27 protein-coding genes are annotated in these 23,377 nt (G+C 69.7%); 11 read left to right on the top strand and 16 right to left on the bottom strand.

Features of this window, described 5'->3' with window-relative positions:
- Positions 1-23 precede the first annotated feature (23 nt).
- Both BN977_RS13470 and BN977_RS13475 read left to right on the top strand, forming a co-directional pair.
- Positions 24-830 (top strand): HugZ family pyridoxamine 5'-phosphate oxidase, encoded by an 807-nt coding sequence (locus BN977_RS13470; protein ID WP_036397886.1) that lies wholly within the window; start codon positions 24-26, stop codon positions 828-830.
- Positions 831-862: 32 nt separating this feature from the next.
- A complete protein-coding gene (locus BN977_RS13475) occupies positions 863-1,429 on the top strand; it encodes an orotate phosphoribosyltransferase (protein WP_036397887.1) in 567 nt (188 codons plus the stop codon).
- Here the strand turns inward: BN977_RS13475 and eccD are convergent.
- From eccD to BN977_RS32385, 4 genes are read right to left on the bottom strand one after another with little or no spacing between them, the layout of a single operon-like run.
- Positions 1,426-2,964: a type VII secretion integral membrane protein EccD gene (eccD, locus tag BN977_RS13480; protein ID WP_036397888.1), complete on the bottom strand. Its 1,539-nt coding sequence runs from the start codon at positions 2,962-2,964 to the stop codon at positions 1,426-1,428. The two genes, BN977_RS13475 and eccD, sit on opposite strands and share 4 nt — an antisense overlap.
- Positions 2,961-4,682: an ESX secretion-associated protein EspG gene (locus tag BN977_RS13485; protein WP_109790115.1), complete on the bottom strand. Its 1,722-nt coding sequence runs from the start codon at positions 4,680-4,682 to the stop codon at positions 2,961-2,963. Before BN977_RS13485 ends, eccD begins: the two co-directional genes overlap by 4 nt.
- Complete coding sequence (locus BN977_RS13490) at positions 4,682-5,002, bottom strand: type VII secretion target (protein ID WP_024455444.1); 321 nt, start codon at positions 5,000-5,002, stop codon at positions 4,682-4,684. The genes BN977_RS13485 and BN977_RS13490 overlap by 1 nt, the downstream gene beginning before the upstream one ends.
- Before the next feature lie 6 nt (positions 5,003-5,008).
- Complete coding sequence (locus tag BN977_RS32385) at positions 5,009-6,211, bottom strand: EspA/EspE family type VII secretion system effector (protein WP_131590101.1); 1,203 nt, start codon at positions 6,209-6,211, stop codon at positions 5,009-5,011.
- Between the two features lie 343 nt (positions 6,212-6,554).
- Here BN977_RS32385 and BN977_RS13500 point away from each other — a divergent pair, with 343 nt between their 5' ends.
- Positions 6,555-7,886 (top strand): MinD/ParA family ATP-binding protein, encoded by a 1,332-nt coding sequence (locus tag BN977_RS13500; RefSeq protein WP_036397890.1) that lies wholly within the window; start codon positions 6,555-6,557, stop codon positions 7,884-7,886.
- Positions 7,887-7,893: 7 nt separating this feature from the next.
- Here BN977_RS13500 and BN977_RS13505 read toward each other — a convergent pair whose 3' ends face one another.
- Complete coding sequence (locus tag BN977_RS13505; RefSeq protein WP_051561540.1) at positions 7,894-8,571, bottom strand: helix-turn-helix domain-containing protein; 678 nt, start codon at positions 8,569-8,571, stop codon at positions 7,894-7,896.
- 328 nt (positions 8,572-8,899) lie between these two features.
- On the opposite strand from BN977_RS13505, the gene BN977_RS13510 reads away from it, so the two are divergent.
- Positions 8,900-9,190 carry a WhiB family transcriptional regulator gene (locus BN977_RS13510; protein ID WP_024455448.1) on the top strand — a complete coding sequence of 97 codons (291 nt, stop codon included), beginning with the start codon at positions 8,900-8,902 and terminating at the stop codon, positions 9,188-9,190.
- 72 nt (positions 9,191-9,262) lie between these two features.
- Here the strand turns inward: BN977_RS13510 and BN977_RS13515 are convergent, their stop codons facing one another.
- Complete coding sequence (locus BN977_RS13515) at positions 9,263-9,709, bottom strand: hypothetical protein (RefSeq protein WP_051561338.1); 447 nt, start codon at positions 9,707-9,709, stop codon at positions 9,263-9,265.
- A gap of 277 nt (positions 9,710-9,986) precedes the next feature.
- On the opposite strand from BN977_RS13515, the gene BN977_RS13520 reads away from it, so the two are divergent.
- Both BN977_RS13520 and BN977_RS13525 read left to right on the top strand, forming a co-directional pair.
- Entirely contained in the window at positions 9,987-10,943 is a 957-nt protein-coding gene (locus tag BN977_RS13520; protein ID WP_036397893.1) for a pirin family protein, read from the top strand.
- On the top strand, positions 10,933-11,190 hold the full coding sequence (locus BN977_RS13525; RefSeq protein WP_036397894.1) for a GNAT family N-acetyltransferase: 258 nt from the start codon (positions 10,933-10,935) through the stop codon (positions 11,188-11,190). Before BN977_RS13520 ends, BN977_RS13525 begins: the two co-directional genes overlap by 11 nt.
- Before the next feature lie 3 nt (positions 11,191-11,193).
- On the opposite strand, the gene BN977_RS13530 is transcribed toward BN977_RS13525, so the two are convergent.
- From BN977_RS13530 to BN977_RS13540, 3 genes are read right to left on the bottom strand one after another with little or no spacing between them, the layout of a single operon-like run.
- Positions 11,194-11,694 carry a pyridoxamine 5'-phosphate oxidase family protein gene (locus BN977_RS13530; RefSeq protein ID WP_024455452.1) on the bottom strand — a complete coding sequence of 167 codons (501 nt, stop codon included), beginning with the start codon at positions 11,692-11,694 and terminating at the stop codon, positions 11,194-11,196.
- Positions 11,695-11,743: 49 nt separating this feature from the next.
- Positions 11,744-12,406, bottom strand: a complete 663-nt coding sequence (locus BN977_RS13535) for an enoyl-CoA hydratase-related protein (RefSeq protein ID WP_036397895.1) — start codon at positions 12,404-12,406, stop codon at positions 11,744-11,746.
- Positions 12,403-13,020: a TetR/AcrR family transcriptional regulator gene (locus tag BN977_RS13540; RefSeq protein WP_036397896.1), complete on the bottom strand. Its 618-nt coding sequence runs from the start codon at positions 13,018-13,020 to the stop codon at positions 12,403-12,405. Before BN977_RS13540 ends, BN977_RS13535 begins: the two co-directional genes overlap by 4 nt.
- A gap of 98 nt (positions 13,021-13,118) precedes the next feature.
- On the opposite strand from BN977_RS13540, the gene BN977_RS13545 reads away from it, so the two are divergent.
- Positions 13,119-14,057 carry a DUF808 domain-containing protein gene (locus tag BN977_RS13545; RefSeq protein WP_036397897.1) on the top strand — a complete coding sequence of 313 codons (939 nt, stop codon included), beginning with the start codon at positions 13,119-13,121 and terminating at the stop codon, positions 14,055-14,057.
- Between the two features lie 51 nt (positions 14,058-14,108).
- The gene (locus BN977_RS13550; RefSeq protein WP_036397898.1) at positions 14,109-14,531 is read left to right on the top strand and encodes an EVE domain-containing protein; all 423 of its coding nucleotides are present in this window, start codon (positions 14,109-14,111) and stop codon (positions 14,529-14,531) included.
- Here the strand turns inward: BN977_RS13550 and BN977_RS13555 are convergent.
- Positions 14,512-14,874, bottom strand: a complete 363-nt coding sequence (locus tag BN977_RS13555; RefSeq protein ID WP_024455457.1) for a hypothetical protein — start codon at positions 14,872-14,874, stop codon at positions 14,512-14,514. The two genes, BN977_RS13550 and BN977_RS13555, sit on opposite strands and share 20 nt — an antisense overlap.
- Before the next feature lie 39 nt (positions 14,875-14,913).
- Positions 14,914-15,480, bottom strand: coding sequence for a TetR/AcrR family transcriptional regulator (locus tag BN977_RS13560; protein WP_024455458.1), 567 nt, complete (start codon positions 15,478-15,480; stop codon positions 14,914-14,916).
- Between the two features lie 83 nt (positions 15,481-15,563).
- Here BN977_RS13560 and BN977_RS13565 point away from each other — a divergent pair, with 83 nt between their 5' ends.
- Positions 15,564-16,442 (top strand): SDR family oxidoreductase, encoded by an 879-nt coding sequence (locus BN977_RS13565; protein ID WP_024455459.1) that lies wholly within the window; start codon positions 15,564-15,566, stop codon positions 16,440-16,442.
- Between the two features lie 70 nt (positions 16,443-16,512).
- On the opposite strand, the gene katG is transcribed toward BN977_RS13565, so the two are convergent.
- The 5 genes from katG to BN977_RS32660 all read right to left on the bottom strand — a co-directional run bounded on the left by katG (position 16,513) and on the right by BN977_RS32660 (position 21,350).
- Positions 16,513-18,696 carry a catalase/peroxidase HPI gene (gene katG, locus BN977_RS13570; RefSeq protein ID WP_036397899.1) on the bottom strand — a complete coding sequence of 728 codons (2,184 nt, stop codon included), beginning with the start codon at positions 18,694-18,696 and terminating at the stop codon, positions 16,513-16,515.
- 39 nt (positions 18,697-18,735) lie between these two features.
- Complete coding sequence (locus tag BN977_RS13575; protein WP_036399062.1) at positions 18,736-19,140, bottom strand: Fur family transcriptional regulator; 405 nt, start codon at positions 19,138-19,140, stop codon at positions 18,736-18,738.
- A gap of 148 nt (positions 19,141-19,288) precedes the next feature.
- On the bottom strand, positions 19,289-19,570 hold the full coding sequence (locus BN977_RS13580; protein ID WP_024455462.1) for a GlsB/YeaQ/YmgE family stress response membrane protein: 282 nt from the start codon (positions 19,568-19,570) through the stop codon (positions 19,289-19,291).
- Between the two features lie 71 nt (positions 19,571-19,641).
- The gene (locus tag BN977_RS13585) at positions 19,642-20,346 is read right to left on the bottom strand and encodes a GAF and ANTAR domain-containing protein (RefSeq protein WP_036397900.1); all 705 of its coding nucleotides are present in this window, start codon (positions 20,344-20,346) and stop codon (positions 19,642-19,644) included.
- A gap of 35 nt (positions 20,347-20,381) precedes the next feature.
- A complete protein-coding gene (locus BN977_RS32660; protein WP_131590103.1) occupies positions 20,382-21,350 on the bottom strand; it encodes a helix-turn-helix transcriptional regulator in 969 nt (322 codons plus the stop codon).
- Between the two features lie 239 nt (positions 21,351-21,589).
- On the opposite strand from BN977_RS32660, the gene BN977_RS13595 reads away from it, so the two are divergent.
- Positions 21,590-22,579: a chemotaxis protein CheB gene (locus BN977_RS13595; protein WP_036397901.1), complete on the top strand. Its 990-nt coding sequence runs from the start codon at positions 21,590-21,592 to the stop codon at positions 22,577-22,579.
- Positions 22,576-23,331 carry a sulfate transporter gene (locus tag BN977_RS13600; protein WP_051561342.1) on the top strand — a complete coding sequence of 252 codons (756 nt, stop codon included), beginning with the start codon at positions 22,576-22,578 and terminating at the stop codon, positions 23,329-23,331. The genes BN977_RS13595 and BN977_RS13600 overlap by 4 nt, the downstream gene beginning before the upstream one ends.
- Positions 23,332-23,377: the final 46 nt, after the last annotated feature.

Here is a 23,377-nt window from a genome sequence, read left to right on the forward strand (position 1 = left end):
CGGGTTCTGGGTATGGTGCCGACGTGGCTGACAAGTTGCGTGACCACGGTGACCCCGGCGATGCTCCGACGATCCCGCCGGCGCTGACGCCCGTCGTCAACGCCAGACGGCCGTCGGCGGCCGAGGAGGCCCGCACCATCGCCGCATCCACCAACGCGGGCACGCTGGCCACCCTGACCGCCGAGGGCGACCCGTGGGCGTCGTTCGTCACCTACGGGCTGGTCGGCGGAGCGCCGGTGCTGTGCGTATCGAACCTCGCCGAGCACGGCCGCAACCTGGCAGGCGATCAGCGTGCCAGCATCGCCATCGTGGCACCCGATCAGCCGGAGGATCCACTGGCGTCGGGCCGGATCACCCTGGCCGGGGTGGTCACCCGGCCCGCCGGTGACGAACTGGCGGCCGCTCGCCAGGCGCACCTGGACGCCGTACCGGCGGCGAAGTACTACATCGACTACAGCGACTTCACGCTGTGGGTGCTGCAGGTGCAACGGGTGCGCTGGGTCGGCGGTTACGGCCGGATGGATTCCGCCAGCGCAGCGGACTACGCCGCGGCCGAACCCGATCCGGTGTCGCCGCACGCGGCCGGCGCCGTCGCGCACCTCAACGCCGACCACGCCGACGCGCTGACGGCCATCGCCCAGACCCTCGGCGGCTACCCCGACGCCACCGCCGCCACCTGCACCGGCGCCGACCGTTACGGCCTCGACCTGAGGGTGCTCACCCCGCGCGGGATGGCCTACACCCGGGCCGGTTACCCCGAGCCGATCAACGCGATCGGCGAACTGCGCGCGGCAGCAGTGGAACTCACCCGCAGGGCACGCCAGGGCTGATCGGCCTGACCAGGGTGCAATACGATTCGGGTATGCAGCGACCGGACACCTGGCAGGCAGCCTTCGACCTCATTCGCACCCGCGCCCACGAGCGCCGCGAAGAGCCGTTCCGGCTGGTGAGCGGGCAGCTGAGCCACGACTACATCGACGGCAAGTACGCCATCGACAACGGTGAGCGGCTCACCACCGTCAGCCGCGCGGTGGCCGACCTGGCCGCCCTCAACGGGATCGACTTCGACGCCGTCGGCGGTCTGACCATGGGCGCCGATCCGCTGGCGCACGGTATCGCCATGGTGACGGGCAAGGCCTGGTTCTCGGTGCGCAAGGAACAGAAGCAGCGCGGCCGCGAGCAGTGGATCGAGGGCACCCGACTTTCACCGGGTGACCGGGTGCTGCTGGTCGACGACGTGATCAGCACCGGCGGTTCCACCAAGAAGGCCTACGACCGCGTCCTCGAGTCCGGTGTCACGGTGACCGGGGTGATCCCGATGGTGGACCGCGGTGACGTGGCGGCCGAGCTGTTCGGCGGCCTCGGGGTGCCGTTCGTCGCGCTGGTCACCTATAAGGATCTGGGCATCGACCCGGTGCAGGCGGTCTAGAAGCGCAGATTGCGCAGCAGGTCGTACACGCCGGCGATCCACAGCAACAGCGGGATCACCGCGGCGATCGCGGCCCCGTCGAGCAGTTCCAGGATGCGTTTGGTGACCGGCGAGACGCGGTGCACATTGTCGGTGGCGCCGATGATGATCAGGGCGACCCCGGCGACCGCCGCGTAGATGGCGAGCACCAGCCACGCCGAATGCGGGTCCCACAGGCACAGCCGGATCATCACACCCGTCGGGACCACCACCGCGACGGCCAACAACGCCCAGGCACACCAGCGTTCGGCGTACAGCCGGGACCGGAACCCGCTCACCGCGGCCACCAGGCCGGCCACGATCAGGCTGTGGATGAAGAAGTGGCCCTGCTCCACCACCGCGATGGCGCCGGCCGCCAGCACGACGGCACCGGCGGTCAGGAAGCCGTTGAGCAGTTGCTTGGACAGGTGGCTGCGCTCACTGAGCCGCGCGGCCGATTCGGGGACCGACGCGATGATCGCCTGCCAGGTCGGGCTTTCCTCATCGGCGGCGTCCGGGCTGGACACCGGGTCCAGCAATTCGTCATTGGCCACCGTCTCGCCCGGCGCCGGGATGGGCGGCAGCGCGATCCGGGCCACGGCGACGGTCATCTTGGCCGCGTTGGTGACCACGATGAGCCCAAAGGCGATGGCGCCGGCGGGAACCCATTCCTGCGCGCCGTACCCGTAGGCGACGGCCGCCGCGGTGAGCGCCGTCGAACCCACCGCGAGGAAGGAGGCCAGTTCGGCACGCCGGCGCGGACCGCCCCGGGTGGCCAACGCGTACAGCAGGACGACGCCGGCGGCGCCGGCGAGCTGCGGCGCCCCGAGGCCGTCGGCGTCCCTGGGCAGCGGCACCGCCAGCGCGACCGCGCCGGCCAGCGCCGGCAGCGCGGCCACCAGCAGGCTTTCGGCCGTGTCGATGTTGCCGAAGCGGTTCTTCGACAACAGGCTGCCGCCGAGCAGGCCCAAACCGAGCACGCCCAACGCCACCGACCACCACCAACCGTGTCCGGATTGCGTCCACGCCACCAGGGCGGTGATGACGACGACGGTCGATACGACCGGAAGCGCAAGGCCGACAAAGCGATTGAGGGCGGTGCGATCGAACACGGGGGACTCGTCGAGCACCGCGATGGCGTCGATGACGTCCTCGACCAGCGGCCGGTAGCGTTCGGTCCGGCTGACCGATACCAGCGTCAGCAGCGATCCGTCCACCACGCCGGCGTCATCGAGTGATTCGGTGCCCTTCAGCGGCGGGGCGCCCGGGCGTGCGAACGCCCACTCGCCCTGCGCCTTGAAGTCGAATCCGGCCAGCACCTCCGCCGGGGTGTCGTCGAGCAGGTCGGCGAGCACCGCCACGGTCTCGTCGATGTACGTCTCGATCGGGGCGGCGGCCGGCAGCACCAGGTCGGTCATCCGCCGGCCGGTCAGGATGGTGACGCGCGTGGTCGACGGGCGACCCGGCGTCACGCTCGAGGACGCGGGCGCGGCGGGGCCGGCTGACGTGGCGGTCAACGACGTTCGAGGCGGTCGAAGTCGTCGGACAGCGCGGCGGCCAACTCAAGGACCCGGCGCTGGAAGTCCTTGCCGAGCAGCTCCAGCTGGATCTCGGTGCCGGCGGCGATGTGCTTGTCCCAGGGCAGGACCACCACCCGGCCCGGCGCGACGTGCCGTTCGAACTGCTGGACGAGGTCTTCGACGTCGATGTTGGTCTTGCCCGGCGTGACGTGGTTGATGACGACGCAGGACCGGCCGAGCAGATCCTGGTAGCCGTTCTGCCTCAGCCAGTCCATGGTGACGGCGGCCTGGCGGGCACCGTCGATGGAGGCGCTCGCGACGATCACCAGACCCGAGACGGTGGACAGCACGGCCCGCGAGGCCGGCTGGAACAGACCGGCGCCGCAGTCGGCCAGCACCAGGTTGTAGTAGCGCGAGACGATGCCGACGGCGCCCTTCCAGTCCTCGTCGTTGAATTCACGCCGGGCCGCGCTGTATTCCTCCGAGGACAGCACCTCGAGGTTGGCACCGTTCATGCTGGTGTACGCGCGGATGTCGTTGTAGCGCGACAATTCCTTGTCGGACAACAGATCCGAGATCGTGGCCGCCGACTGCCGGCCGGCCCGGTCGGCAAGGTTACCGCCGTCGGGGTCCGCGTCGATCGCGAGGATACGGTCGCCGCGCACCCGGCTGAGCGACGAACCGAGCGCCACCGTGACGGCGGTCTTGCCGACGCCGCCCTTGAGCCCGAAGACGCCGATCTGGTAGGAGTCCCTGGCGTTGCGGCGGATCCGCGCGTGCAGGTCCATCTCGTAGACCTCGTCGGGCGACAGCCCGAGGTTGATCCGGGTGCACAGGTACAGCCAATGCCGCCAGCCGCGCTGGGACGGCATCTTGACCGCGGTGCGCACCCCGACGTGTGACAGGGCGTCGATGGCTCGGTGGTTGCCCATGGTGGCGGCCGAGGTCGGCGCCGGCTGGGCCGGGATCGGTTGGCTCTGCGACCACACCGATTCGGGCGCCTCGGCGAAATGCTGGCTGGGCGCGGGCGCGGCGGCACGCGGCTGCGGCGCCGGCGCGGGCCGCTGCTGCTCGTGCCGGGCGCCGGCGGGCTGGGCGGGTGGCGGGGTGCGCAGCATGCCGTTCTGGGCCCGCTGCGGGCCGGAGTGCTGCGCCGGCCGCATCTGCTGGGTGATCTCCGCCTCGCGTGGTGCCGGCACACCGGACGTCTGGGTCTGCGTGGGTGCGATCGGCATCGAGGGCGGGGTGACCTCAGTCGCCCTGGGCGCGGACGCGTGAATCGGCATCGGCGGTGTGGCAGCGGGAGCCGCGCCCTCGGTTTCGCTGCTGGCCTCACCGTCGGCTGGGCCGGCGGAATGGAAGAGCTTGCGACACACCACGAATCGCACCATCTTCTCACCGACGTCGCGTCGCCACCACCGGCCCTCCAAGGTGCGATCGGGACGAGCCAGGGTGTCGGTCATCGCCGCCACCTCCGGGTGCGGCGCGCCGAACACGTCGAGGATGCCCTGCGCGGTGAGATCCCGGGCGACCTGCTCCCAGACGATGTCGCGCAGCTCCGGCTGCGGAATGTTGGGCCGGATCCCGAGCGAGATGGGGAAGTCCACCAGATTGAGCCGGTCGGCGATCACCAGCATGCCGTCGATGGTGACCTCGACGGCGACGACATCGTCGTAATGGGTGGGTTCACCGTGCAGTGGGTACGAACCGGTCATCACCGCACCCCCGGCAGCTGTTGCTCCAGGAAGTCGGCCGAGGTGCGGTCGACGTGGTCGTACTGGGCAGCGGAATACCTGAGCCGTTCACTCATGCCGTGCGAGACCGTCGCCATTCGCAGACCGGCTTCGGTGCGGACGGCGTGCAGGTCGGCCAGTACGCCCGCGGTCACCGACGCGGCAGGGCCGTGGGTGGCGGCCACCGCCGGCGGTGTCGACTCGGGTGTCGCGGTGGCCGTGGTGAGCCGGTGAGCGGCCAGCCGCTGGGCATCGGCCAGCGCGTGCAGCCGCGCGCTCACGACGTGCAGATCGTCGGACACGTTCCCTTACCTCCCCGTGGCAGATGGTCGCGCGGCAGCGTCCGGTACGCGCGTATCGCCCGCGTTCACCGTAGCCGTGCCGGAGCCACCGGTACCACCGTCTTCCACAGCCGGGTGCATCAACTGCTCCGGCACCGCGGCACCGGGGCCCACCGGTTCGGTCGGCTCGTCCCCGTCGTCGCCGGCAGCGTCGGGGTCCTGGCGCGCGGCGGCGCCCTGCACGGCGGCTTGGACGACGGCCGCCACCGCTCCGCCGGCGGGTGCCGCCAGGGCAGCAAGCGGCGTGGTCAAGGCGGCTGCCATCGCGGGCACCACCCCGGCGACACCGACCAGACCCGCCAGTCCGGCCGCCGGGTTCGGCTGATCGCGGACTCCCTCGGCCGATCCCGCGGCCCGGGCGTCTTCGAACGCTTCCGGGCCTCCGGGAGCGAGCGGGCCTTCGGTGCCGTCGGCGGCGATCCCACCGGCCGGTCGCGCCGGTGCCGGCGCACCGAGCTTGCCGCCCATACCGTCGAAGCTCGCCTCCCCATGCACCGGGCCGCCCGCGCCGGGTCCGCCCGGTGCGGCGGGACCCCCGAATTCGCGGTCGGGCAGCACCGCCGTAGCGGCGATGGCCTGGTACCGGCCGACCAGGTCACGCAGCCTCATCGCGTTCTCGGCGGCCTCCGCACGCATGTTCTTCAGCTCGCACTCGGCCGATTCCAGGGCCGTCTGCACCGCCGCGGCCTCGACCACCACCTTGGCCGCCTCCCCGTACCGCGGCACCAATTCCATCCATTGGGTGTACTGCGACAGCTCACCCAGCCAGTTGTAGAGCTCGCGGATCTTCTCGCGGTGATACGTCACCTGATACGCCTCACCGGCCAGCACCCGGTGCACCTCGTGATCGGCTTCGGCGATGGATCCCGCTCGCCCGCGCTGGTCGAGGTTCTGCCGCGCGTAGGCGTCCGAACCCGTCCCGGTCCAGTCCCCCGCCGGCATCGCCGGGCCCAGAACGGTGTCGACGGCACGGAACTGCTTGCCGGCCATCCCGAACGCCTCCCCGTCGTCCGGGGTTCCCTCGCCCAAGGTCTGGCGCATCCGGGTGAGTAACCGTTGGCCGGCGACGAGGATGGCCGAGCCGACCGCATCGAGCACGAACTCGCCGATGTCCCCGGCCCGCGACCGGTCCGTCGGCGGAGGGCCGGGTGGTGCGGGTCGCTTGCTCACCGTGCACCCCCCGGCCATCCGGCACGCCCGAATCTCACTTTGCCAACCCCATTCCGGTCCACCCCGAGTCGGCGGCTGACCCTGCCACCGAAATCGACCCTAACAGCGCCGTCGCACCCTCGAGCGCACCAATTTCTCGACGGAACTCACCGTATTTCTCCAGTACAGCGCGCCGTGGCGGTCGGTCCGTCGCGGGCTTGCCGATCGCCACGGCCACGCCGCGGGCACCATGCAATGCACTGCCGGTCGCCCGCAGACAGTTTGCTGGCCGGTTACGCACACCCGGTCCGCCGGGGCCCGTGGTTGATACTGGTGCTCAAGACTGCTCAGGAGGAGGACCGCGGTGAGCGACCGCGACGACGCCCTGCGTCAGGAGCTCGGTTGGACCGGGCCGGAGGAAGCCGATTACGAGCCGCCCGCCAAAGCGGCCCAGCAGCCGGCGCCGCCCGCCCCCGTTCCGGCACGCCCGCCGGTCGATTTCGTGCCACCCCAGCGGGACCCGTCCGAGCCGCCCCGGCCGGCGGCCTCGTTGCACCCACCGGTCCAGCACCACCGCACCGATGAGCTCGGCGACACCGGCCCGATCGCCGCGGTCCGCCATGTCTGGCCGCCGCAACCGGCTCCACCGCCGCGACCGGCCGCACACCCTCCCGGCCCGCACGCCAACCAGGGCCACCCCCACCCCGGCCCACCCTGGCCGCCGCCCGGCCAGCTACCGCCGGGCCCGCAGTCCTATGCCGATCGCATCCCGGTCCGGGAACTGGTCCCGAATCGACCGGCACCACCGACGAGTGGCTGGCGCCGCATGGTGTACCGGCTGACCTTCGGACTGCTGAATCCGGGGCCCTCCCCCGACGAGATCCGGGCGGCCGAGCTCGAAGCCGGTATCCGCGGGGTACTGCGCGGGCACTACAAGATCGGCGTGATGGGTAAGGGCGGGGTCGGCAAGACGACCGTATCGGCAAGTGTCGGTTCGGTTTTCGCCGAACTGCGGCCCGATGACCGGGTGGTGGCCATCGACGCGGACACCGCGTTCGGCAAGCTGGGCGCCCGGGTGGACCCGCGCGCGGTCGGCTCCTACTGGGAACTGGCCGCCGACCAACACCTCGACACCTTCGCCGACATCCGCAACCGGGTGGGCAACAACGCGGCCGGGTTGTTCGTGCTGGCAGGCGAGTCCAGCCCGGCCCGGCGGCGCATCCTGGACCCGGCTATCTACCGGGAGGCCACCTCACGGCTGGACCGGTATTTCTCCATCTCGATCGTGGACTGCAGTTCCACCATGGATTCCCCGGTGACCCAGGAGGTGCTGCGGGATCTGGACGCCCTGATCGTGGTGTCCTCCCCGTGGGTCGACGGCGCCGCGGCCGCCGGGCAGACCATGGACTGGCTGGCCAGCCGCGGGCTGACCGGCTTGCTGCAACGCACCGTGGTGGTGCTCAACGACTCCGACGGGCACTCGGACAAACGCACCCGCACGATTCTTGCCCAACAGTTCGCCGGGCAGGGGCAGGCGGTGGTGGAGGTGCCGTTCGACGGCGGGATCCGGCCGGGAGGCGTGATCTCCGGCACCAGGGAAATGGCACCGCAGACCCGGCGCAAGTTCGTCGAGATCGCCGCCGCGCTGGCCGCGCACTTCCCGCGCACCGACGACCGCAACCGCGAGCGCTTCTGACCGACGGTCAGTCCCAATCGATCGCCGCGACAAGCTGTTCCACCGCTGCGGCAGCATCGCCTGGCACCGGCTGCTCGGCCTCGATCCGGGTGACGACGTCCTCGGGCACGCCGGCGGCTTGAGCGGTCTCGGCGATGGTGAGGTTCGCCCGGCGACGGGTGGCGTAGAGCCGCTGTCCCAGGGTGGCATCGGGCGCGGACGCCGCCCGCAGCGTGAGATCGTCCATCAGGCTGCGCACCGTGCCCAGCGCCCGGATGAGCGGCGGCGTGACCTGGATGCGGGCGGCGCGGGCAGCGACCGCCTCGAGCTGACGCAGATCCGCCAGTACCGCGGTGGCCCGCGCGACGAAGTCCGGATGGTCGGTGGCCGGCAGCGTCTCGATGGTGGAGCCGAAGGTGTTGGCCGCCGCGACGACGGCCTGCGCGATCAGCGGGACCTCGTCGGCACCGGCGCGGCGCTCGGGGACGGAGTCGGCGGATTCGCCGCGGCGCAATCGCTCGATGGTTCCCGGCGGCCATTTGAGCACCGCCTCCAGCTTCGCCCTGGTCGATTCGCGCGGCCAGCTACGACCCTTCTCGAACGCGATCAGGGCGCCGGCGTTGATGATGCCCTCGGCCGCCAGACTGCGCTGGCTGACGTTGAGTTCGCGCCGGCGCGCGGCCGCGGCGGAGCCGGCGCGCACCATACCGGGGTCATCGCCAGGGCCGGGCTCGACCACGCGTAAGACCTCCCTGGACCCTGATTCGGTGCCGCATCGGTGCCGCAATAGTAGCGAAACCACGGCATCGCTATGTCTGACCGCTACGAATCTCTACCCAGCGCGACGACTCAAACCGTAGCGTTGCAGCGTTTTCAACGGAGATTCGCGCTGTTCGACCCGGGAATCGCGAGGTAACGCGTGGCGGCCGCTTCCTTCGTGCTGATCCGGCTTCCATCAAACTGTTGCAACGCTACGGTTAGTGCTCTACATTCATCTGCATTGCGGCAGACACGCCGCCGACAGAGGAGACACCATGAACGCAATCGGAGCGGACGGGCTGCCCGTCGGCGACTGCACCCGGGACCCCGAACGCTGGACCTCGGCGGCCGACGAAGATGCCAAGACGATCTGCCGCATGTGCCCCCGGCGCTGGGCCTGCGCCCGCGAGGCCTGCGAACTGCCGCGCGCCGAAGGGCTGTGGGCCGGCATCGTCATCCCGGAGAGCGGACGGGGCCGCACCTTCGCCCTGCGGCAGCTGCGCTCGCTCGCCGAACGCAACGGCTATCCCGTTCGCGCCCGCCGGCTGTATCTCGAGTCGGCCTGAGACCGGTCGCTCCCGCTGCCGTATTCGAGGGGCCGGTAGCGGGAGCGGCCTTCTCGGCCTCAGATCTCGGTGTCAGAGCTTGGCGATGAAATCCGAGGTGTACGCCTCGGCCGGCTGCTGCGAACGGTCGCTGGGCCGTTCGATGGAGACCCAGACGCCGGTGGCGCCCGGGTTGATCGCCGAACGGATGGTCGCGTGGGCATCGCCGGCGCCGTCGGTCTGCAGCGGCACCGGCGCGACGGCGCAGTCGTTGGAGGCCCGCGGCATCTGGAACACCCGGACGAAGTACTGGGTGTCGGGACGGGCGGTCAGCAGTTCGACGTCGACGGCCAGGGTGTTGCCCTCGGTGCGCAGGTGCGCCAGCGGCCGGGCGTAACCGGTGGCCCAGGTTCGTTCGGCCGGCGTGTAGTCGCAGGCGCGCACCGTGCTGGTGAACGGCATGACGGTGGCGTCGGCTGCGGCAACGCCGGCGGTCAGCATGGTCAGTGCGGCGCCCACGCCGGCCGCAGCCGCGATCATCGATCGACCCATATGCCCTGACCCTCGTTGGTTACTTGGCGGTAATTTTAACGGCCCCGTCACCGCCAAAGGGAGGTCCCGTCCCGGTGATGCTGCTCACCGGGACGCACCCGGAATAGTCGGCGAGGCGATGCCGTTGAACAATCCGACGGTGCCGGTCATGCCCCGGGTACCACATCAGAACTGTCGCTTCGAGCGACCACTTGCCGAGAGGCGACATGCCGGTGCCGTCCCCAAACTTCTCAGTCCCGGCGCACGCCGGGGCTACTGTTGAGCCGTGAGCAACACCGACGCCGCCCCGCGTGAACTGGACTGCGGCCCATCGCGTTTCACCGGGGTGCTGCACGCTCGCGAGGTCCCGCTGGGCGGTCCGCGGGCCATGCTGGTGCGCCGGACCCTGCCCGCCAAGGAACGCTCCATGGTGGGTGCCTGGTGTTTCGCCGACCATTACGGGCCCCAGGATGTGCACGGCGGTCCGGGCATGGACGTCCCACCGCACCCGCACACCGGATTACAAACCGTCAGTTGGCTTTTCAGTGGTGAGATCGAGCATCGCGACAGCGCCGGGGTGCACGCCATGGTGCGGCCCGGCGAACTCAATCTGATGACGGCCGGTGCGGGTATCTGTCATTCGGAGGTGTCGACCCCGGCCACCACCATGCTGCACGGCGTGCAGCTCTGGGTGGCGCTGCCGGAGTCCGCGCGCGACGGGCACCGCGATTTCGCACACTACGCACCCCCGGCGGTGGCGCTCGGCGGGGCCACGGTGCGGGTGTTCCTCGGTGCTCTCGGGGGGCAGCGTTCGCCCGTGCACACCTTCACTCCGCTGCTCGGCGCCCAGCTCGACGTGGCGCCGGGGGCGAGCGTCGTGCTGGACATCGACCCCACCTTCGAACACGGCGCCCTGCTCGACCGGGGCGACGTCGAGGTGGCCGGCACCCCGCTGGCCGTTGCCGACCTGTGCTACCAATCGCCGGGCTGTGACCGGCTGGAGATCGTCAACCGCGGTGATGTGCCCGCGCGACTCATCCTGCTCGGCGGTCCCCCGTTTCCGGAACGGCTGGTGATGTGGTGGAACTTCGTCGGCCGCAGCCACGAGGACATCGTGGCCTACCGGGAGGCCTGGCAAGCCGGTGACGACCGCTTCGGCGCGGTCCAGGGTTACCGCGGTGCGGTCGGTCGGCTGCCCGCGCCCGTACTCCCCGGGGTTAGGCTCAAACCTCGTGAGCGCTGAAGCACAAGTGACGCCCGGCGACAACCGGTTCACCATCGCGCTGGACGGCCGGCAGGTCGGGCTCATCGACTTCCACGACCGCGACGGGGTACGGGTGTTCACCCACACCGAGATCGATCCCGCCTACGGCGGTCGGGGGCTGGGCACCCAGTTGGTCGCCGAGACGGTGGCGGCCACCCGCGCCGCAGGCCTGAAGATCGAGTCGTATTGCTCGATGGTCACCCATTACCTGGCGAAGAACCCCTGAGCGCTAAGTCAGGTACTGCGCGGTGCTGCCGCTGACCGGCATGTCGGGCATGCCCAGCTTGCGGTGATCCCAACTGCGCCGCCGCGACTCGCGCACCCGGACGCAGATGCGGTTGTTCATCATCTGATCCACAAACGGTTTCATCTCGTCGGTGTACGGGCCGGTGTAGCGCTCCCACACGCTGATGCCGACGCGAAGGTTGGTCTCCGGGTCGTCGATGATCTCGGCGGTGCCGTCGATGGACACCCCGCGCAAGGTGTTGTAGGTCAGGCCGTCCTCGATCATCACGGTGATGGTCGGATCGCGGCGCAGGTTCACCGCCTTCTGCGACTTGGCCTTGGTCTCGAACCAGATCTCGCCGTCGAGGACGGCGTACCACATGGCCACCAGGTGCGGCCGGCCGTTGGGCAGCACGGTGGCCATGGTGGCGGTGCGGCTGCGCTGGATGAATTCGGCGATCTCGTCGTCGGCCATCACGATCTTGGCGCGCTGATTCTCTCCCATGATCAATCCTTAGCAGGGCTGTGATGCCGAACCCGGCACCGGGTGCGACTCAGCTGGCGGCCGCGGCCCGCAGGGTGAGCGCGGCGGCGCCGAACATCGTCTGCTTGATCGCCCCCAGGGTGCCCGGGTCCTTGCCGGCCAGCGGCCGCAGGATGTCCAGCGCGGCGCCGTCCACCGCGCCTTCGCCCGCGGTGGCGTCGACGATCGCGTAGCCCTGGGCGTCGGCGCCGCCGAACCGGCGCCCGGTGGTCATCGACGCGACGGCGGCCTGCGGGGTGAGCTTGGCCTGGATCAGCGCCGCCATGCCGTCGGTGAACGGGATGCGGATATCGGCCTCGGGGAAGCAGAAGAAGCCGCGGTCGGCGCGCATCACCCGGAAGTCGTGTGCCATGGCCAGCATCGCGCCGGCGCCGAAGGCGTGCCCGACGATGGCGGCCGCGGTCGGGATGGGCAGCGTGAGTACCCGGGCCAGCAGGTCCTGCACCTGCCCGACATACCACTGGGTGCGATCCCCGTTGGCCGTCAACCAGTCCAGGTCCAGCCCGTTGGTGTAGAACTTGCCGGCCGCCGTGGTGACCAGGCCGGCGGCACCGTCGGCCAGCACGGTGTCCAGGTGCGCGTTGACGGTGTCGAGAAACTCTGGGCTGAACCGGTTTTCGCCGTCGCCGAGGTTGAGCACCGCGATGTTGTCGACGTACTCGAGAGTGGTCATGGCTGACGTCCTTTTCCTGTGTTGGGTGGGGGTCCGATGTCGAGCACGGCGCGCACGGCCGCACTCAGGTGCCGGCGGGCGGTGGGGCTGGCCAACCGGTCTCGGGTCAGCAGGATCGCGGTCGGCAGGTCGACGACGCATTCGGTGATGGTGTCCGCGGCGGCGCGGTCGCGGCGTTGCCACAGCCCGTCGGCCAGCCGCACCATGGTCGCGACCAGGCGGTTCTGCAGGTCGTGCAGCCGGCGGGCCAGCTCGTCGGGCATCTCGGCGTCCAGGATGTCCTGCCGCCGCACGGCGAGCACCAGCCGGCAGGACGCCGGGTAGTGGTCGGACAGCACGCCGGGGGCGCCGGCGGCCGCGATGACGGCCTCCGTGGGGTCGGCGGCCGCCTCGATCAGGGCGTCCTGGACCTGCAGGAACCGCTCACCGGCGCGCAGCCAGGCCCGGCCCAGCAACTCCGAGCGGGACGAAAAGCTGTGGTACAGCGCCCCGTTGGAGATGCCGGCGGCGGTGGCCACCGCGCGCACGGTGACCGCGGCCGGGCCGTGCTCGACGGCCAGGGTCTCGACGGCGTCCAGCACGGTGTCCGGGTCGTACACACGTGGGCGCGGCATGACGCCACCATAACAGAGCATCTGCTCTGTTATGGCTCCGGTACGGGGCTGTGAGTCTCCTGGGCAACCGGTAGCCTGCGGGGTATGCGGGGAACGTCATGAGTGCTGGCCTGTTCGGACTGCTCGACGACATCGCCGCACTGGCGCGGCTGGCGGCCGCGTCGATCGACGACATCGGCGCCGCCACCGGTAAGGCGACGGCGAAGGCGGCCGGCGTGGTCATCGACGACACCGCGGTGACCCCGCAATACGTGCACGGCATCACCGCCGACCGCGAGCTGCCGATGATCAAGCGCATCGCCATCGGATCGCTGCGCAACAAACTGATCTTCATCCTTCCGGCGGCGCTGTTGCTCAGCCAGTTCGCGCCGTGGCTGCTCACCCCGATCCTGATGATCGGCGCCACCTATCTGTGCTTCGAGGGCGCGGAGAAGGTGCTGGGCCGTTTCCTGCACCACGGCAACGCCGAGGAGCACGGCAGCGCCGCGGGGGCGGTCGACGAGAAGCAGATGACCGCCGGGGCCATCCGCACGGACTTCATCCTGTCCGCCGAGATCATGGTGATCGCACTCAACGAAGTGGCACACCAGCCGTTCGTCCCGCGACTGATCATCCTGGTGATCGTCGCGCTGGTGATCACCGCGGCGGTGTACGGCGTGGTCGGGGTCATCGTGAAGATGGACGATGTCGGCCTGAGTTTGGCGCAGCGGCAGTCCCGCCTCGCCCAGAAGGTGGGCCGCGGTCTGGTCGCCGGGATGCCCAAGGTGCTGGCGGTGCTCTCGACGGTCGGCACGGTGGCGATGTTGTGGGTGGGTGGACACATCCTGCTGACCGGTACCGACAACCTGGGCTGGCACGCGCCCTACGGTCTGGTGCACCACGCCGAGGACTTCGTGCATCACGCCGTCCAGGGCATCGGCGGGCTGTTGGCCTGGCTGACCAACACCGCCGCGTCGGCGGTCGTGGGGTTCGTCGTCGGCGCCATCGTGGTGGGCATCATCCACGTCCTGCCGTTCGGCAAGAAGAAGCACGCCTGAACCTGACTGGACTTGGCTGAACCTGTCGGTGGCGGCGCCTAGCCTTCGCGCATGACCTACTGGATCAACACCGTGAGCCGCGGCCATGTCGAGCGCGGCGTGGCCGGCGGCTTCACCCAGGCCAACCACGGCAAGCCGCACGCGCTGCGCCGGCTGGCCCGCGACGACTGGATCGCCTTCTACTCACCGAAGACCGACTATCCCGAAGGCGAACCGCTGCAGGCGTTCACAGCGCTCGGCCGAGTCTGCGACGACGAGCCGTATCAAGCCGACAACGGTCACTGGCGGCGCGGGATGGTCTTCGAGGGATGCGCCGAGACACCGATCCGGCCGCTGCTGGACCGGCTGGAGTTCATCGTCGACAAGGATCGCTGGGGCTACCGCTTCCGGTTCGGGCTGTTCTCGATAACGCAGGCCGATTTCGAGGTGATCCGTGCCGCGATGACCGTCGCCGTCAGTACGGCACCGCACTGAGCATCAGGTAGGCCACACACAGCAACGCGTTCAGCGCCACCAGCGTGACCACGATGAAGATCAACAGTTGCACCACGCCGGCCCGGGCCCGCCGCATGGCGGCCTGATGCCGCTGTTGTTCGATATCGAGTGCGGTGAGGGCGAAGCGGATATCGGTCACCTCGTCATCGGATGCCACCGTGCCGGCGACCAGCTCCCGGAGCCGGGCCGCGGTGATGGTGACACCGACACCGGAGAACCGCCGACTCCAGTGCCGCGCCTGCCGTCTGCTCAGCGTCTGCGGCCGCCCGTACGCCCGGTGCGGAGCGACTCCCCATTCGCCGGCCCACACCGGGAATGACACCCATCCATGCTATTCCCATTTCGCCTGCGGGGGAACAACTTAACCGGCGGTAGTCAGGACTTTCAGTTCGGCGATCGCTTCGGCGAGGATGTCGTCGAACCGGGGGTTTCCCTCGGCACGGATCCACCGTTCGAACGCCACCTTGAACATCGCGACGCCCACCTCGGCGGTGAGCCGCGCCGTGCGGTCGTCCAATCCCCGCTCGCGCAGCGCATCGGTGAGCGCGGTTGCCAGCGTCGCGAGCTTGATCAGTTCCCGTTCCTGCAGGCCGGGATTGGCGTCGATCACCGCCTGCCGCCGGCGGGCGCTGTCCCGCCGCGCTCCGATCATCGCGCCGGCCGCGCGCACCGCGGCACCCATCACCTCGATCGGGGTGGCCTCCGGCGCCGCCTCGGCCACCGCGGCGACCATCGACGCCGTGAGCGTCGCTTGCCCGGAGAACAGCACCTCACGTTTGTCGGTGAAATGACGGAAGAAGGTGCGTTCGGTCAGGCCGGCCCGGTCGGCGATCTCGGCGACCGTCGTCGCGTCGAACCCCTGGGCGGCGTAGAGCGCCAGGGCCGCCTCCTCCAGGCGGCCCCGGGCATTGGGCTGCCACCGGCTCATGACCGAAATCCTAGCCAGCGGGAATGACAGCGACTGTCATCGGGTTATCCCTGATGACAGCTACTGACATCACTGGAGGTTTCATGCATGTCTTCGTCACCGGGGCGTCCGGATTCATCGGATCGGCTGTGGTCGCCGAACTCCTGGCCGCCGGCCACGAGGTGACCGGCCTGGCCCGCTCACCCGAATCGGCCGAGGCCATCCGCGCCGCGGGGGCCGTGCCCCACCGGGGTGATCTGGCGGATCCGGCCGGCCTGCGCACCGCCGCCGAGAACGCCGACGCGGTCGCGCACCTGGCGTTCCATCACGATTTCACCGACTATGCCCGCGCCGGAGAACTCGATCGACAAGCCATCACCGCCTTCGGTGAGGCGCTTGCCGGATCGAACCGGCCGCTGCTCGTCACGTCCGGGCTCGCGGCGCTGGGCGCCGGCGATCTCATCACGGAATCGGATGCCGCGGCCCCCGGGGTGCCCCGACAGTCCGAGGCGGCGGCGCTCGGGTACGCCGAGCGCGGGGTGCGGGTCGTCGCGATCCGGCTGTCCCCGACCGTGCACGGCAACGGCGACCACGGCTTCGTACCGCGACTCATCGAGATCGCACGCGAAACCGGGGTTGCCGCCTATCCGGGCGAGGGTGTCAACCGGTGGCCGGCGGTGCACCGCCTGGACGCGGCGCGGCTGTTCCGGCTGGCGCTCGAGCAGCCGGCCGGCGCACCGGCCGGCAGCGTCATGCACGGGGTGGCTGAGGAGGGCATCGCCAGCCGTGTCATCGCCGAGGCAATCGGCAGCGGGCTCGGGCTGCCGGTGCGCTCTGCCCAGCCGGAACACTTCGGCTGGCTCGGCGCCTTCTTCGCCCTGGACATGGCCGCCTCCAGCGAGCAGACCCGAAAGGCCTTGGGCTGGAAGCCGACCGAGGTCGGGCTGCTGGAGGACCTGGCTCAGGGCCATTACTTCGGCTGACCCGGAAACGGACCAGGCCGGCCCCCACCCTTCGACACGGTGGGGCCGGCCTGGCTCGGGAGGGCTGCAGTTAGAACAGGTCCGCGTTGGCGACCTTGGTCCACGCGGCGACGAAGTCCTTGACGAACTTCTCCTTCGCGTCGTCCTCGGCGTACACCTCGGCCAGCGCCCGCAGCTGCGAGTTCGACGCGAACAGCAGGTCGACGCGGCTGGCGGTCCACTTCGGCGCACCGCTGGCGCGGTCGGTGCCCACGTAGGTACCGTCCTCGGCCGGCGCCCACTTGGTGGCCATATCGGTCAGGTTGACGAAGTAGTCGTTGGTCAGTTGACCCTTCTTGTCCGTCAGCACACCGAGATCCGATCCACCGTAGGTGGCACCCAGCGCCCGCAGGCCGCCGACCAAGACCGTCATCTCCGGAGCGGTCAGCCCCAGCAGGTTGGCCCGGTCGATCAGCCGGTACTCGGCGGGCAGGCTCTCGCCCTTGCCGACGTAGTTGCGGAAGCCGTCGGCCGTGGGCTCCAGGTAGGAGAACGATTCGACATCGGTCTGCTCCTGGGTGGCGTCACCGCGGCCCGAGGTGAACGGCACCGCGATGTCGAATCCGGCGTCCTTGATCGCCTTCTCCAGGCCGACCACACCGCCGAGCACCACCAGGTCGGCGAACGACACCGGCACACCGGCGCCCGCCTGGATCTCCTCCAGCTTGCGGATCACCTGAGCCAGCTCCTCGGTCTCGTTGACCTCCCAGCCCAGTTGCGGCTGCAGCCGGATGCGGCCGCCGTTGGCGCCGCCGCGCATATCGCTGGAGCGGAACGACGACGCCGCCTTCCACGCGGTGTCCACCAGTTGCTGGACGGTCAGGCCCGAGTCGGCGATGGCGGCCTTGAGTGTGGCGACGTCGGCCTCACTCAACGGGGTGCCGGCCGGCACGATGTCCTGCCACAGCCAGGTTTCCTTGGGAACGAACGGGCCGAGGTAACGCGTCACCGGTCCCATGTCACGGTGCATCAGCTTGAACCAGGCCTTGGCGTACTCCTGCGCCAGCTCTTCGGGGTGGTCCAGCCAGCGCCGGGTGATCTCACCGTAGATCGGATCCATCCGCATCGACAGGTCGGTCGTCAGCATCGACGGGTGGGTCTTACCGCTGCCCTGCGCCATCGGCACCGAGTTCGCCCAGCCACCGTCCTTGGGCTGCCACTGGTAGGCACCCGCGGGACTCTTGGTCAGCTCCCACTCGTTGCCGTACAGGATCTCCAGGAAACTGTTGTCCCACTTGGTCGGTGTGTGGGTCCAGATCACCTCGAGGCCGCTGGACACCGTGTCGTTACCCACGCCGGAGTTGCTCCAACCGAGGCCGGCCTGCTCCAGCGGCGCGGCCTCGGGCTCGGGGCCGTTCTCCACTTCGGTGGCACCGTGGGTCTTGCCGAACGTGTGGCCGCCGACGATCAGCGCGGCGGTCTCGATGTCGTTCATCGCCATCCGGCCGAAGGTCTCCCGGATGTCGATGGCAGCGGCCACCGGATCCGGCTTCCCTTCCGGCCCTTCGGGGTTCACGTAGATGAGACCCATGTGGCTGGCACCCAGCGGATTCTCCAGCTTGGTCCGGTCACCGTTGGCGCCGGCGTAGCGCTCCTGGGAGCCCAGCCATTCGTGCTCGGCGCCCCAGTAGATGTCCTCTTCGGGCTCCCAGTAGTCCGGGCGTCCGAACGCGAACCCGGCGGTCTTGAAGCCCATGTGCTCCATCGCCCGGTTCCCGGCGTAGGCGATGAGGTCGGACCAGGAAATCTTCTTGCCGTACTTCTTCTTCAGCGGCCACAGCAGGCGACGGGCCTTGTCCAGGTTGACGTTGTCGGGCCAGCTGTTCAGCGGCGCGAAGCGCTGCATGCCGCGGCCGGCGCCACCGCGGCCGTCGACGACCCGGTAGGTGCCGGCGGCGTGCCAGGACATCCGGATGAACAGTGGGCCGTAGTGCCCGAAGTCGGCGGGCCACCAGTCCTGGGAGTCCGTGAGCAGGGCGTCGAAATCTCGTTGGAAGGCCTCGAAATCGAGCGTCTTGACGACCTCGCGGTAGTCGTAGTCCTCGTCCATCGGGTCGATGGCGGGCGGGTTCTTCTGCAGGATCTTCAGGTTCACCGCATTGGGCCACCAGTCGCGGTTGCTGCCACCCTCGACGGGCGGCTTGATGCGCATCGGACAACCGCTCTCGGCGGGCTCCGTCTGGGCTTCACCGATGGGTGGGGACGTTTCGGACATGTCGATCCTTTCCGGGGCTGTCGGACTCGGTACAGATGATCAAACTGGCTGTGCCAGAGCACATTCGGGGCACACGCCCCAGTAGATGACCTCGGCTTCCTCGATCGCGAAGCCGAGGTCGTCGGACGCCGTCAGGCAGGGTGCCTCACCGACGGCGCAGTCGACGTCGGCGATCACACCACAGACTCGGCACACCACGTGGTGGTGGTTGTCCCCGACCCGGGACTCGTAACGAGCCACGGAACCGGAAGGCTGGATTCGGCGCACCAGACCAGCCGCGGTCAAGGCATTGAGCGCGTCGTACACCGTCTGATGCGAAACGTCGGGCAGGTCCGCCCGCACCGCACGGATGACCGTGTCGGTGTCGGCGTGCGGATGTCCGTGCACGGCAGTCAACACCGCCACCCTGGGACGGGTCACGCGCAGGGCGGCATCCCGCAGCATCTGCTGGAACTCCTCTGCCGTACCCACGCAGACGAGTCTCACCCGTTATCTGGAATTAGTCAAGAAAAAGGTTGGGGTGGGTTCGATGACATGTGGGCAAAGCGAAAGCCCCGGCCATCGGCCGGGGCTTTCGGTTCGAGCTCGAGGGTCAGTGCGTCATGCGGTGCGAGGAACCACCCCGGATCGCCACGTACACCGCGATCAGGCCGGCCGCGACGGCCACTCCGACGACGAACGGGATGACCTCCCAACCGCCGTTGGCGTTGCTGTAGCCGAACTGATAGGTGAGCCAGCTGCCGATGAGTGAGCCCAAGGCGCCGAGCACGATCGTCATGAGGATGCCGATGTCCTGCCGGCCCGGCATGACAAGCCGAGCCAGGACGCCGATGATCAGCCCCACGACGAGAGCGCTGATGATGGTCCCGATCATGGTCCTACTCCTGTTCGTACGGTGCACCCCGGTGGCGCGCGCACAACGGGATTGCCCGCTGGGAGCGGACTTCAAACCGGCCCGGCACTGTCGAGGGGCTTTCGTTCGGTCAATCGCGCGGCGATCTCCTTCACCGGCGTGTTGGACTCTTGCGACACCCGGCGCAACAGTTCGAAGGCGCGCACGGCGTCGACGTCGAAGCGTTCCATGAGAATGCCTTTGGCCTGCCCGATCAGGTCCCGGCTGGCCAGGGCCGACTCGAACTGCTGCTGACGGTTCACCGCCACCAGCGCGACGGCCGCATGGGTGGCGAGCATGGCGCCCAAGGCCTCCGGTTCCGCCGTGAACGACCCCGTACCGAACCCGAACAGGTTCAGCGCGCCGCTGTCGACGCCCACGGTGTACAGCCGGAACGACATCACGCTGAGCACCCCCTCGGCTATCGCGATCTCGCTGAACCGCGGCCACCGGCCGTCGTGGCGCAAGTCGTTGCACCGCACGATGACGTCACGTTCGGCGGCGTCCACGCAGGGCCCCTCGCCGGTTTCGCGTTGCGCGTGGTCCAGCATCCTGGCGACATCCGAAGTCGCTGCCACCGAATTGAACTCGCCGTTCTCGATGACCAGGATGCCGGCACAGTCGACGCCGTCGATCATCGCGACCGCGGCCTCGGTCAGCTCCGACAGCGTCTCGGCGACCGGCTTGCGCCCGTCGGCGGCGGTGGCCGCGAGATCCGCCATCGCCGCGGCGATGGCGTCGTCGTAACTGTGCGTCACCGCACCGGGTCCTGCCTCATCCGCCCACCCTCTCACTAACCGCGCAGCGTCACGTGCGGACTCACACCGTACGTTTCGCGATAGAGCACCGCGAACCGGCCGGTGTGGCTGAATCCCCACCGCCGCGCCACCTCCGACACCGTCGTGGTGCCCCGATGTGCGGCAGCCAGGTCGAGATGGGCCCGCTGCAGCCGGACCCGGCGCAGGTGTTCGGTCGGCGTCTCGTCGAGGTGTTTGCGAAACAGGTACTGCACCGCACGCGGGGACAGATGCACCGCCCCCGCGATCTCCTGCACACCGATCTCGTCACGAGCGTTCTCGGCGATGAAGAACAGCGCACGGCGCAACGAGATCGGGAGGTCGGGATCGTGCACCGCCGGCACATTCGCCGAATCCGTCGGCGCGAAACACGACAGCACCGCCGCGGCCAGCACCCGGCCCGACGCGTCCACCACCGGACGCGGGCTGCCCACCGCGAGCGTCTCGACGACGTAGTTGACGCTGCGGGTCCACGCTTCGGTGAGCGCGGGAGTGGCCGGCGTGGGTTCCAGCATGCGCAGCGGATCACCGCGCCGCGGCAGGTATTCATCGGCCGTCCGCTGCAGCAGCCACGGCTCCAGGGTGAGCACCTGCACCGTGCCGTGATCCACCTGCAGTGACCAGTCCCGATCCGGGTGCGCCAGTACCGGTCGGCCGGGCTGCACCGCGAAGCCCCCGGGCAGCCGGGCAGCGCCGTCGAGCAAGGTCCCGATCATCACCCCCGCCAGTGGCGCGGCGCCGACCCGGGCGCGGCGCTCCACGGTGATCTCGTCGACCGCGAAACCGAGGGCGGCGCTGCGCAGATGGCGCAGGCCGTGCCCGGGGAGCAAGCCTTCGACACGCAGGGCTCCGTCGGGGATACCGTCGAGGGGGGCGTGGTCGGCAGCGACCAAGGTCGGCGCGGGCCGCACGGCCGCCGGTGGCGGTGCTGCTCCGATGGCGCTGACGCCGGATAACCCATTCACGTTTTCGGTCCGCTCTGACAAGTGTGGGCCAGTTGACGCCGGTCCCGCGCGCGAGGCGAACGGAACCGGGACGGCTTTTGCTCAGCCGGACCGAGCCAGCATACCGCCCACCACCGAGCCGTGGTTTTGCGCTCACAGCGTCGGGTACGCATTGTGCGGGCCGGGCCGCCGAAAGTGATCCACCGCGGCACCCGCGCCCGGAACTAGAGTGAGAGCACCGACGCGGAGAGCGGGCGGGCATGACGGCCGACCAAGACGAACTGCGGGGCGTGGTGGCCGTAGGCGCGTCAGCCGGTGGCGTCGAGGCCCTCACGCAGATGGCGGCCTACCTTCCCGCCGAGTTACCCTTCGCGATCCTGGTGACGTTGCACATGCCGCCCGGCATACCAAGTGTCTTGGCACGCATCTTGGACCGCGCCGGCCCCCTGCCGGCTGTCAGCGCCATCGACGGCGGGCCGCTGGAACCGGGCTGCATCCACGTCTGCGTACCCGACCGGCACCTGCTGCTGAATGATCACCGGATGGTGCTCAGCCGGGGCCCGACCGAGAACGGCCATCGGCCTGCCATCAACGCCTTGTTCCGCTCCGCCGCGCTGGGATTCGGGCCCAGGGCCATAGGCATCCTGTTGTCCGGGGTGCTCGACGACGGTGTCACCGGACTCAAGGCGATTCAGTCGCGCGGCGGCACCACCGTCGCGCAGACGCCCGACGACGCCGCCTTTCCGGCCATGCCCTCCAACGCCATGGCCGCCGGCGCGGTCGATCACCAGGTGCGCGCCGCCGACATCGGTGCGCTGCTGAAGCGGTTGTCCCACCGCGAAATCGAGGAAACAACCATGGACCGCGACCACAGCCTCGAGCTGGAGAACCGCATCGCGATGGCACGGCCGTATGCCACCGATTTCGACACCAACGAACTGGGTCCCCCGTCCAGCTTCACCTGCCCGGACTGCAACGGCAGCCTGTCGACCATCCGGGATGGCGGTTACCGCTGCCAGGTGGGGCACGCGTGGTCGGCCGAAGCCCTGTTGCAGGCCCGCGACCAGGAGGTGGAAGGCGCGCTCTGGGTGGCGGTGCGCAGCCTGCAGGAGAAGGCCCGGCTCGCGCGCCGGCTGGCCGCATCCGTCAGCGGGGGATTGATGCAGGACCGTTTCCGTGATCAGGCCGAAGAAGCAGAGCGCGCACTGGCGGTCCTCAGCGCACGCCTCGACCACCCGACAGACCGGTGACCGCGAGCCTACGCATCGACGGGCCCGCCCGCGGTGGGTACGGGGACTACACCCTGACGTGCGCCGGAACGCTGGACGGGTCCACCTACCGCAAACTCCGCGACATCGTCGTCAAGGCCGCCCTCGAAGAACCGCCCCTCGTCATAGTCGACGTGAACGGATTGAGCACCCCAGCCGAGTCGGCTTGGGCGGTGTTCACCAGCGCCCGCTGGCACGTCAGCACGTGGCCCGACGTGCCCATCGCCCTGGTCTGCTCCGACGCCGCCACCTGTGACACTCTGCGCCGCAACGGAATCACCCGCTATGTGCCGGTGTACCCCACGCTGTCCGCTGCCCGCGCGGCGTGTGCCGCCGACGAGCACCGGCGCCGGCAGCGAGCGCGGGCCCAGCTGCCCGCCGTCATGGGCAGCGCGAGCAGGGCGCGCCGACTGGTCGAGAGCTGGCTGACCGCCTGGGCCCGTGGGACCATGATCCCGCTGGCCGCGACCATCGCTTCCGAGTTGGTGGAAAACGCTCTGTTGCATACCGATTCGGAGCCGGCACTGATCCTGGAGTGCGAAGGCGACCAGATCACGGTGGCCGTCGAGGATGCCAGCCCGGCGCCGGCACAGCGCCGGGAGCACCCCCGGGCCGGGGCCAGTCCGGTCTCCGGATTGGCGGTGGTGTCGGCGCTGGCCAGAACCTGGGGTTGTATCCCGACCGTGTCGGGCAAGACGGTGTGGGCCGTGATGGGTCCCGAGAACGCCCTGTGACCGCGGGTAGTGTTCCGGTCACGCCCACCCGACTGAACGGTAACCC

The sequence above is a fragment of the Mycolicibacterium cosmeticum genome (genome assembly GCF_000613185.1).
In the GTDB taxonomy this organism is placed as follows: Bacteria; Actinomycetota; Actinomycetes; order Mycobacteriales; family Mycobacteriaceae; genus Mycobacterium; species Mycobacterium cosmeticum.

Excerpts from the sequence above, each read along its gene's own strand:
- BN977_RS13505 (WP_051561540.1), bottom strand. The coding sequence starts at position 8,571 with ATGGTGCGCGCCGGCTCCGCCGCGGCCGCGCGCCGGCGCGAACTCAAC.
- BN977_RS13510 (WP_024455448.1), top strand. The coding sequence starts at position 8,900 with ATGAACGCAATCGGAGCGGACGGGCTGCCCGTCGGCGACTGCACCCGG.
- BN977_RS13580 (WP_024455462.1), bottom strand. The coding sequence starts at position 19,570 with ATGATCGGGACCATCATCAGCGCTCTCGTCGTGGGGCTGATCATCGGC.
- BN977_RS13530 (WP_024455452.1), bottom strand. The coding sequence starts at position 11,694 with ATGGGAGAGAATCAGCGCGCCAAGATCGTGATGGCCGACGACGAGATC.
- BN977_RS13595 (WP_036397901.1), top strand. The coding sequence starts at position 21,590 with ATGACGGCCGACCAAGACGAACTGCGGGGCGTGGTGGCCGTAGGCGCG.
- BN977_RS13535 (WP_036397895.1), bottom strand. The coding sequence starts at position 12,406 with ATGACCACTCTCGAGTACGTCGACAACATCGCGGTGCTCAACCTCGGC.
- BN977_RS13575 (WP_036399062.1), bottom strand. The coding sequence starts at position 19,140 with ATGCTGCGGGATGCCGCCCTGCGCGTGACCCGTCCCAGGGTGGCGGTG.
- BN977_RS13560 (WP_024455458.1), bottom strand. The coding sequence starts at position 15,480 with ATGAGCCGGTGGCAGCCCAATGCCCGGGGCCGCCTGGAGGAGGCGGCC.
- BN977_RS13515 (WP_051561338.1), bottom strand. The coding sequence starts at position 9,709 with ATGATCGCGGCTGCGGCCGGCGTGGGCGCCGCACTGACCATGCTGACC.
- katG (WP_036397899.1), bottom strand. The coding sequence starts at position 18,696 with ATGTCCGAAACGTCCCCACCCATCGGTGAAGCCCAGACGGAGCCCGCC.
- BN977_RS13475 (WP_036397887.1), top strand. The coding sequence starts at position 863 with ATGCAGCGACCGGACACCTGGCAGGCAGCCTTCGACCTCATTCGCACC.
- BN977_RS13545 (WP_036397897.1), top strand. The coding sequence starts at position 13,119 with ATGAGTGCTGGCCTGTTCGGACTGCTCGACGACATCGCCGCACTGGCG.
- BN977_RS13565 (WP_024455459.1), top strand. The coding sequence starts at position 15,564 with ATGCATGTCTTCGTCACCGGGGCGTCCGGATTCATCGGATCGGCTGTG.
- BN977_RS13550 (WP_036397898.1), top strand. The coding sequence starts at position 14,109 with ATGACCTACTGGATCAACACCGTGAGCCGCGGCCATGTCGAGCGCGGC.
- BN977_RS13485 (WP_109790115.1), bottom strand. The coding sequence starts at position 4,682 with ATGACCGGTTCGTACCCACTGCACGGTGAACCCACCCATTACGACGAT.
- BN977_RS13540 (WP_036397896.1), bottom strand. The coding sequence starts at position 13,020 with ATGCCGCGCCCACGTGTGTACGACCCGGACACCGTGCTGGACGCCGTC.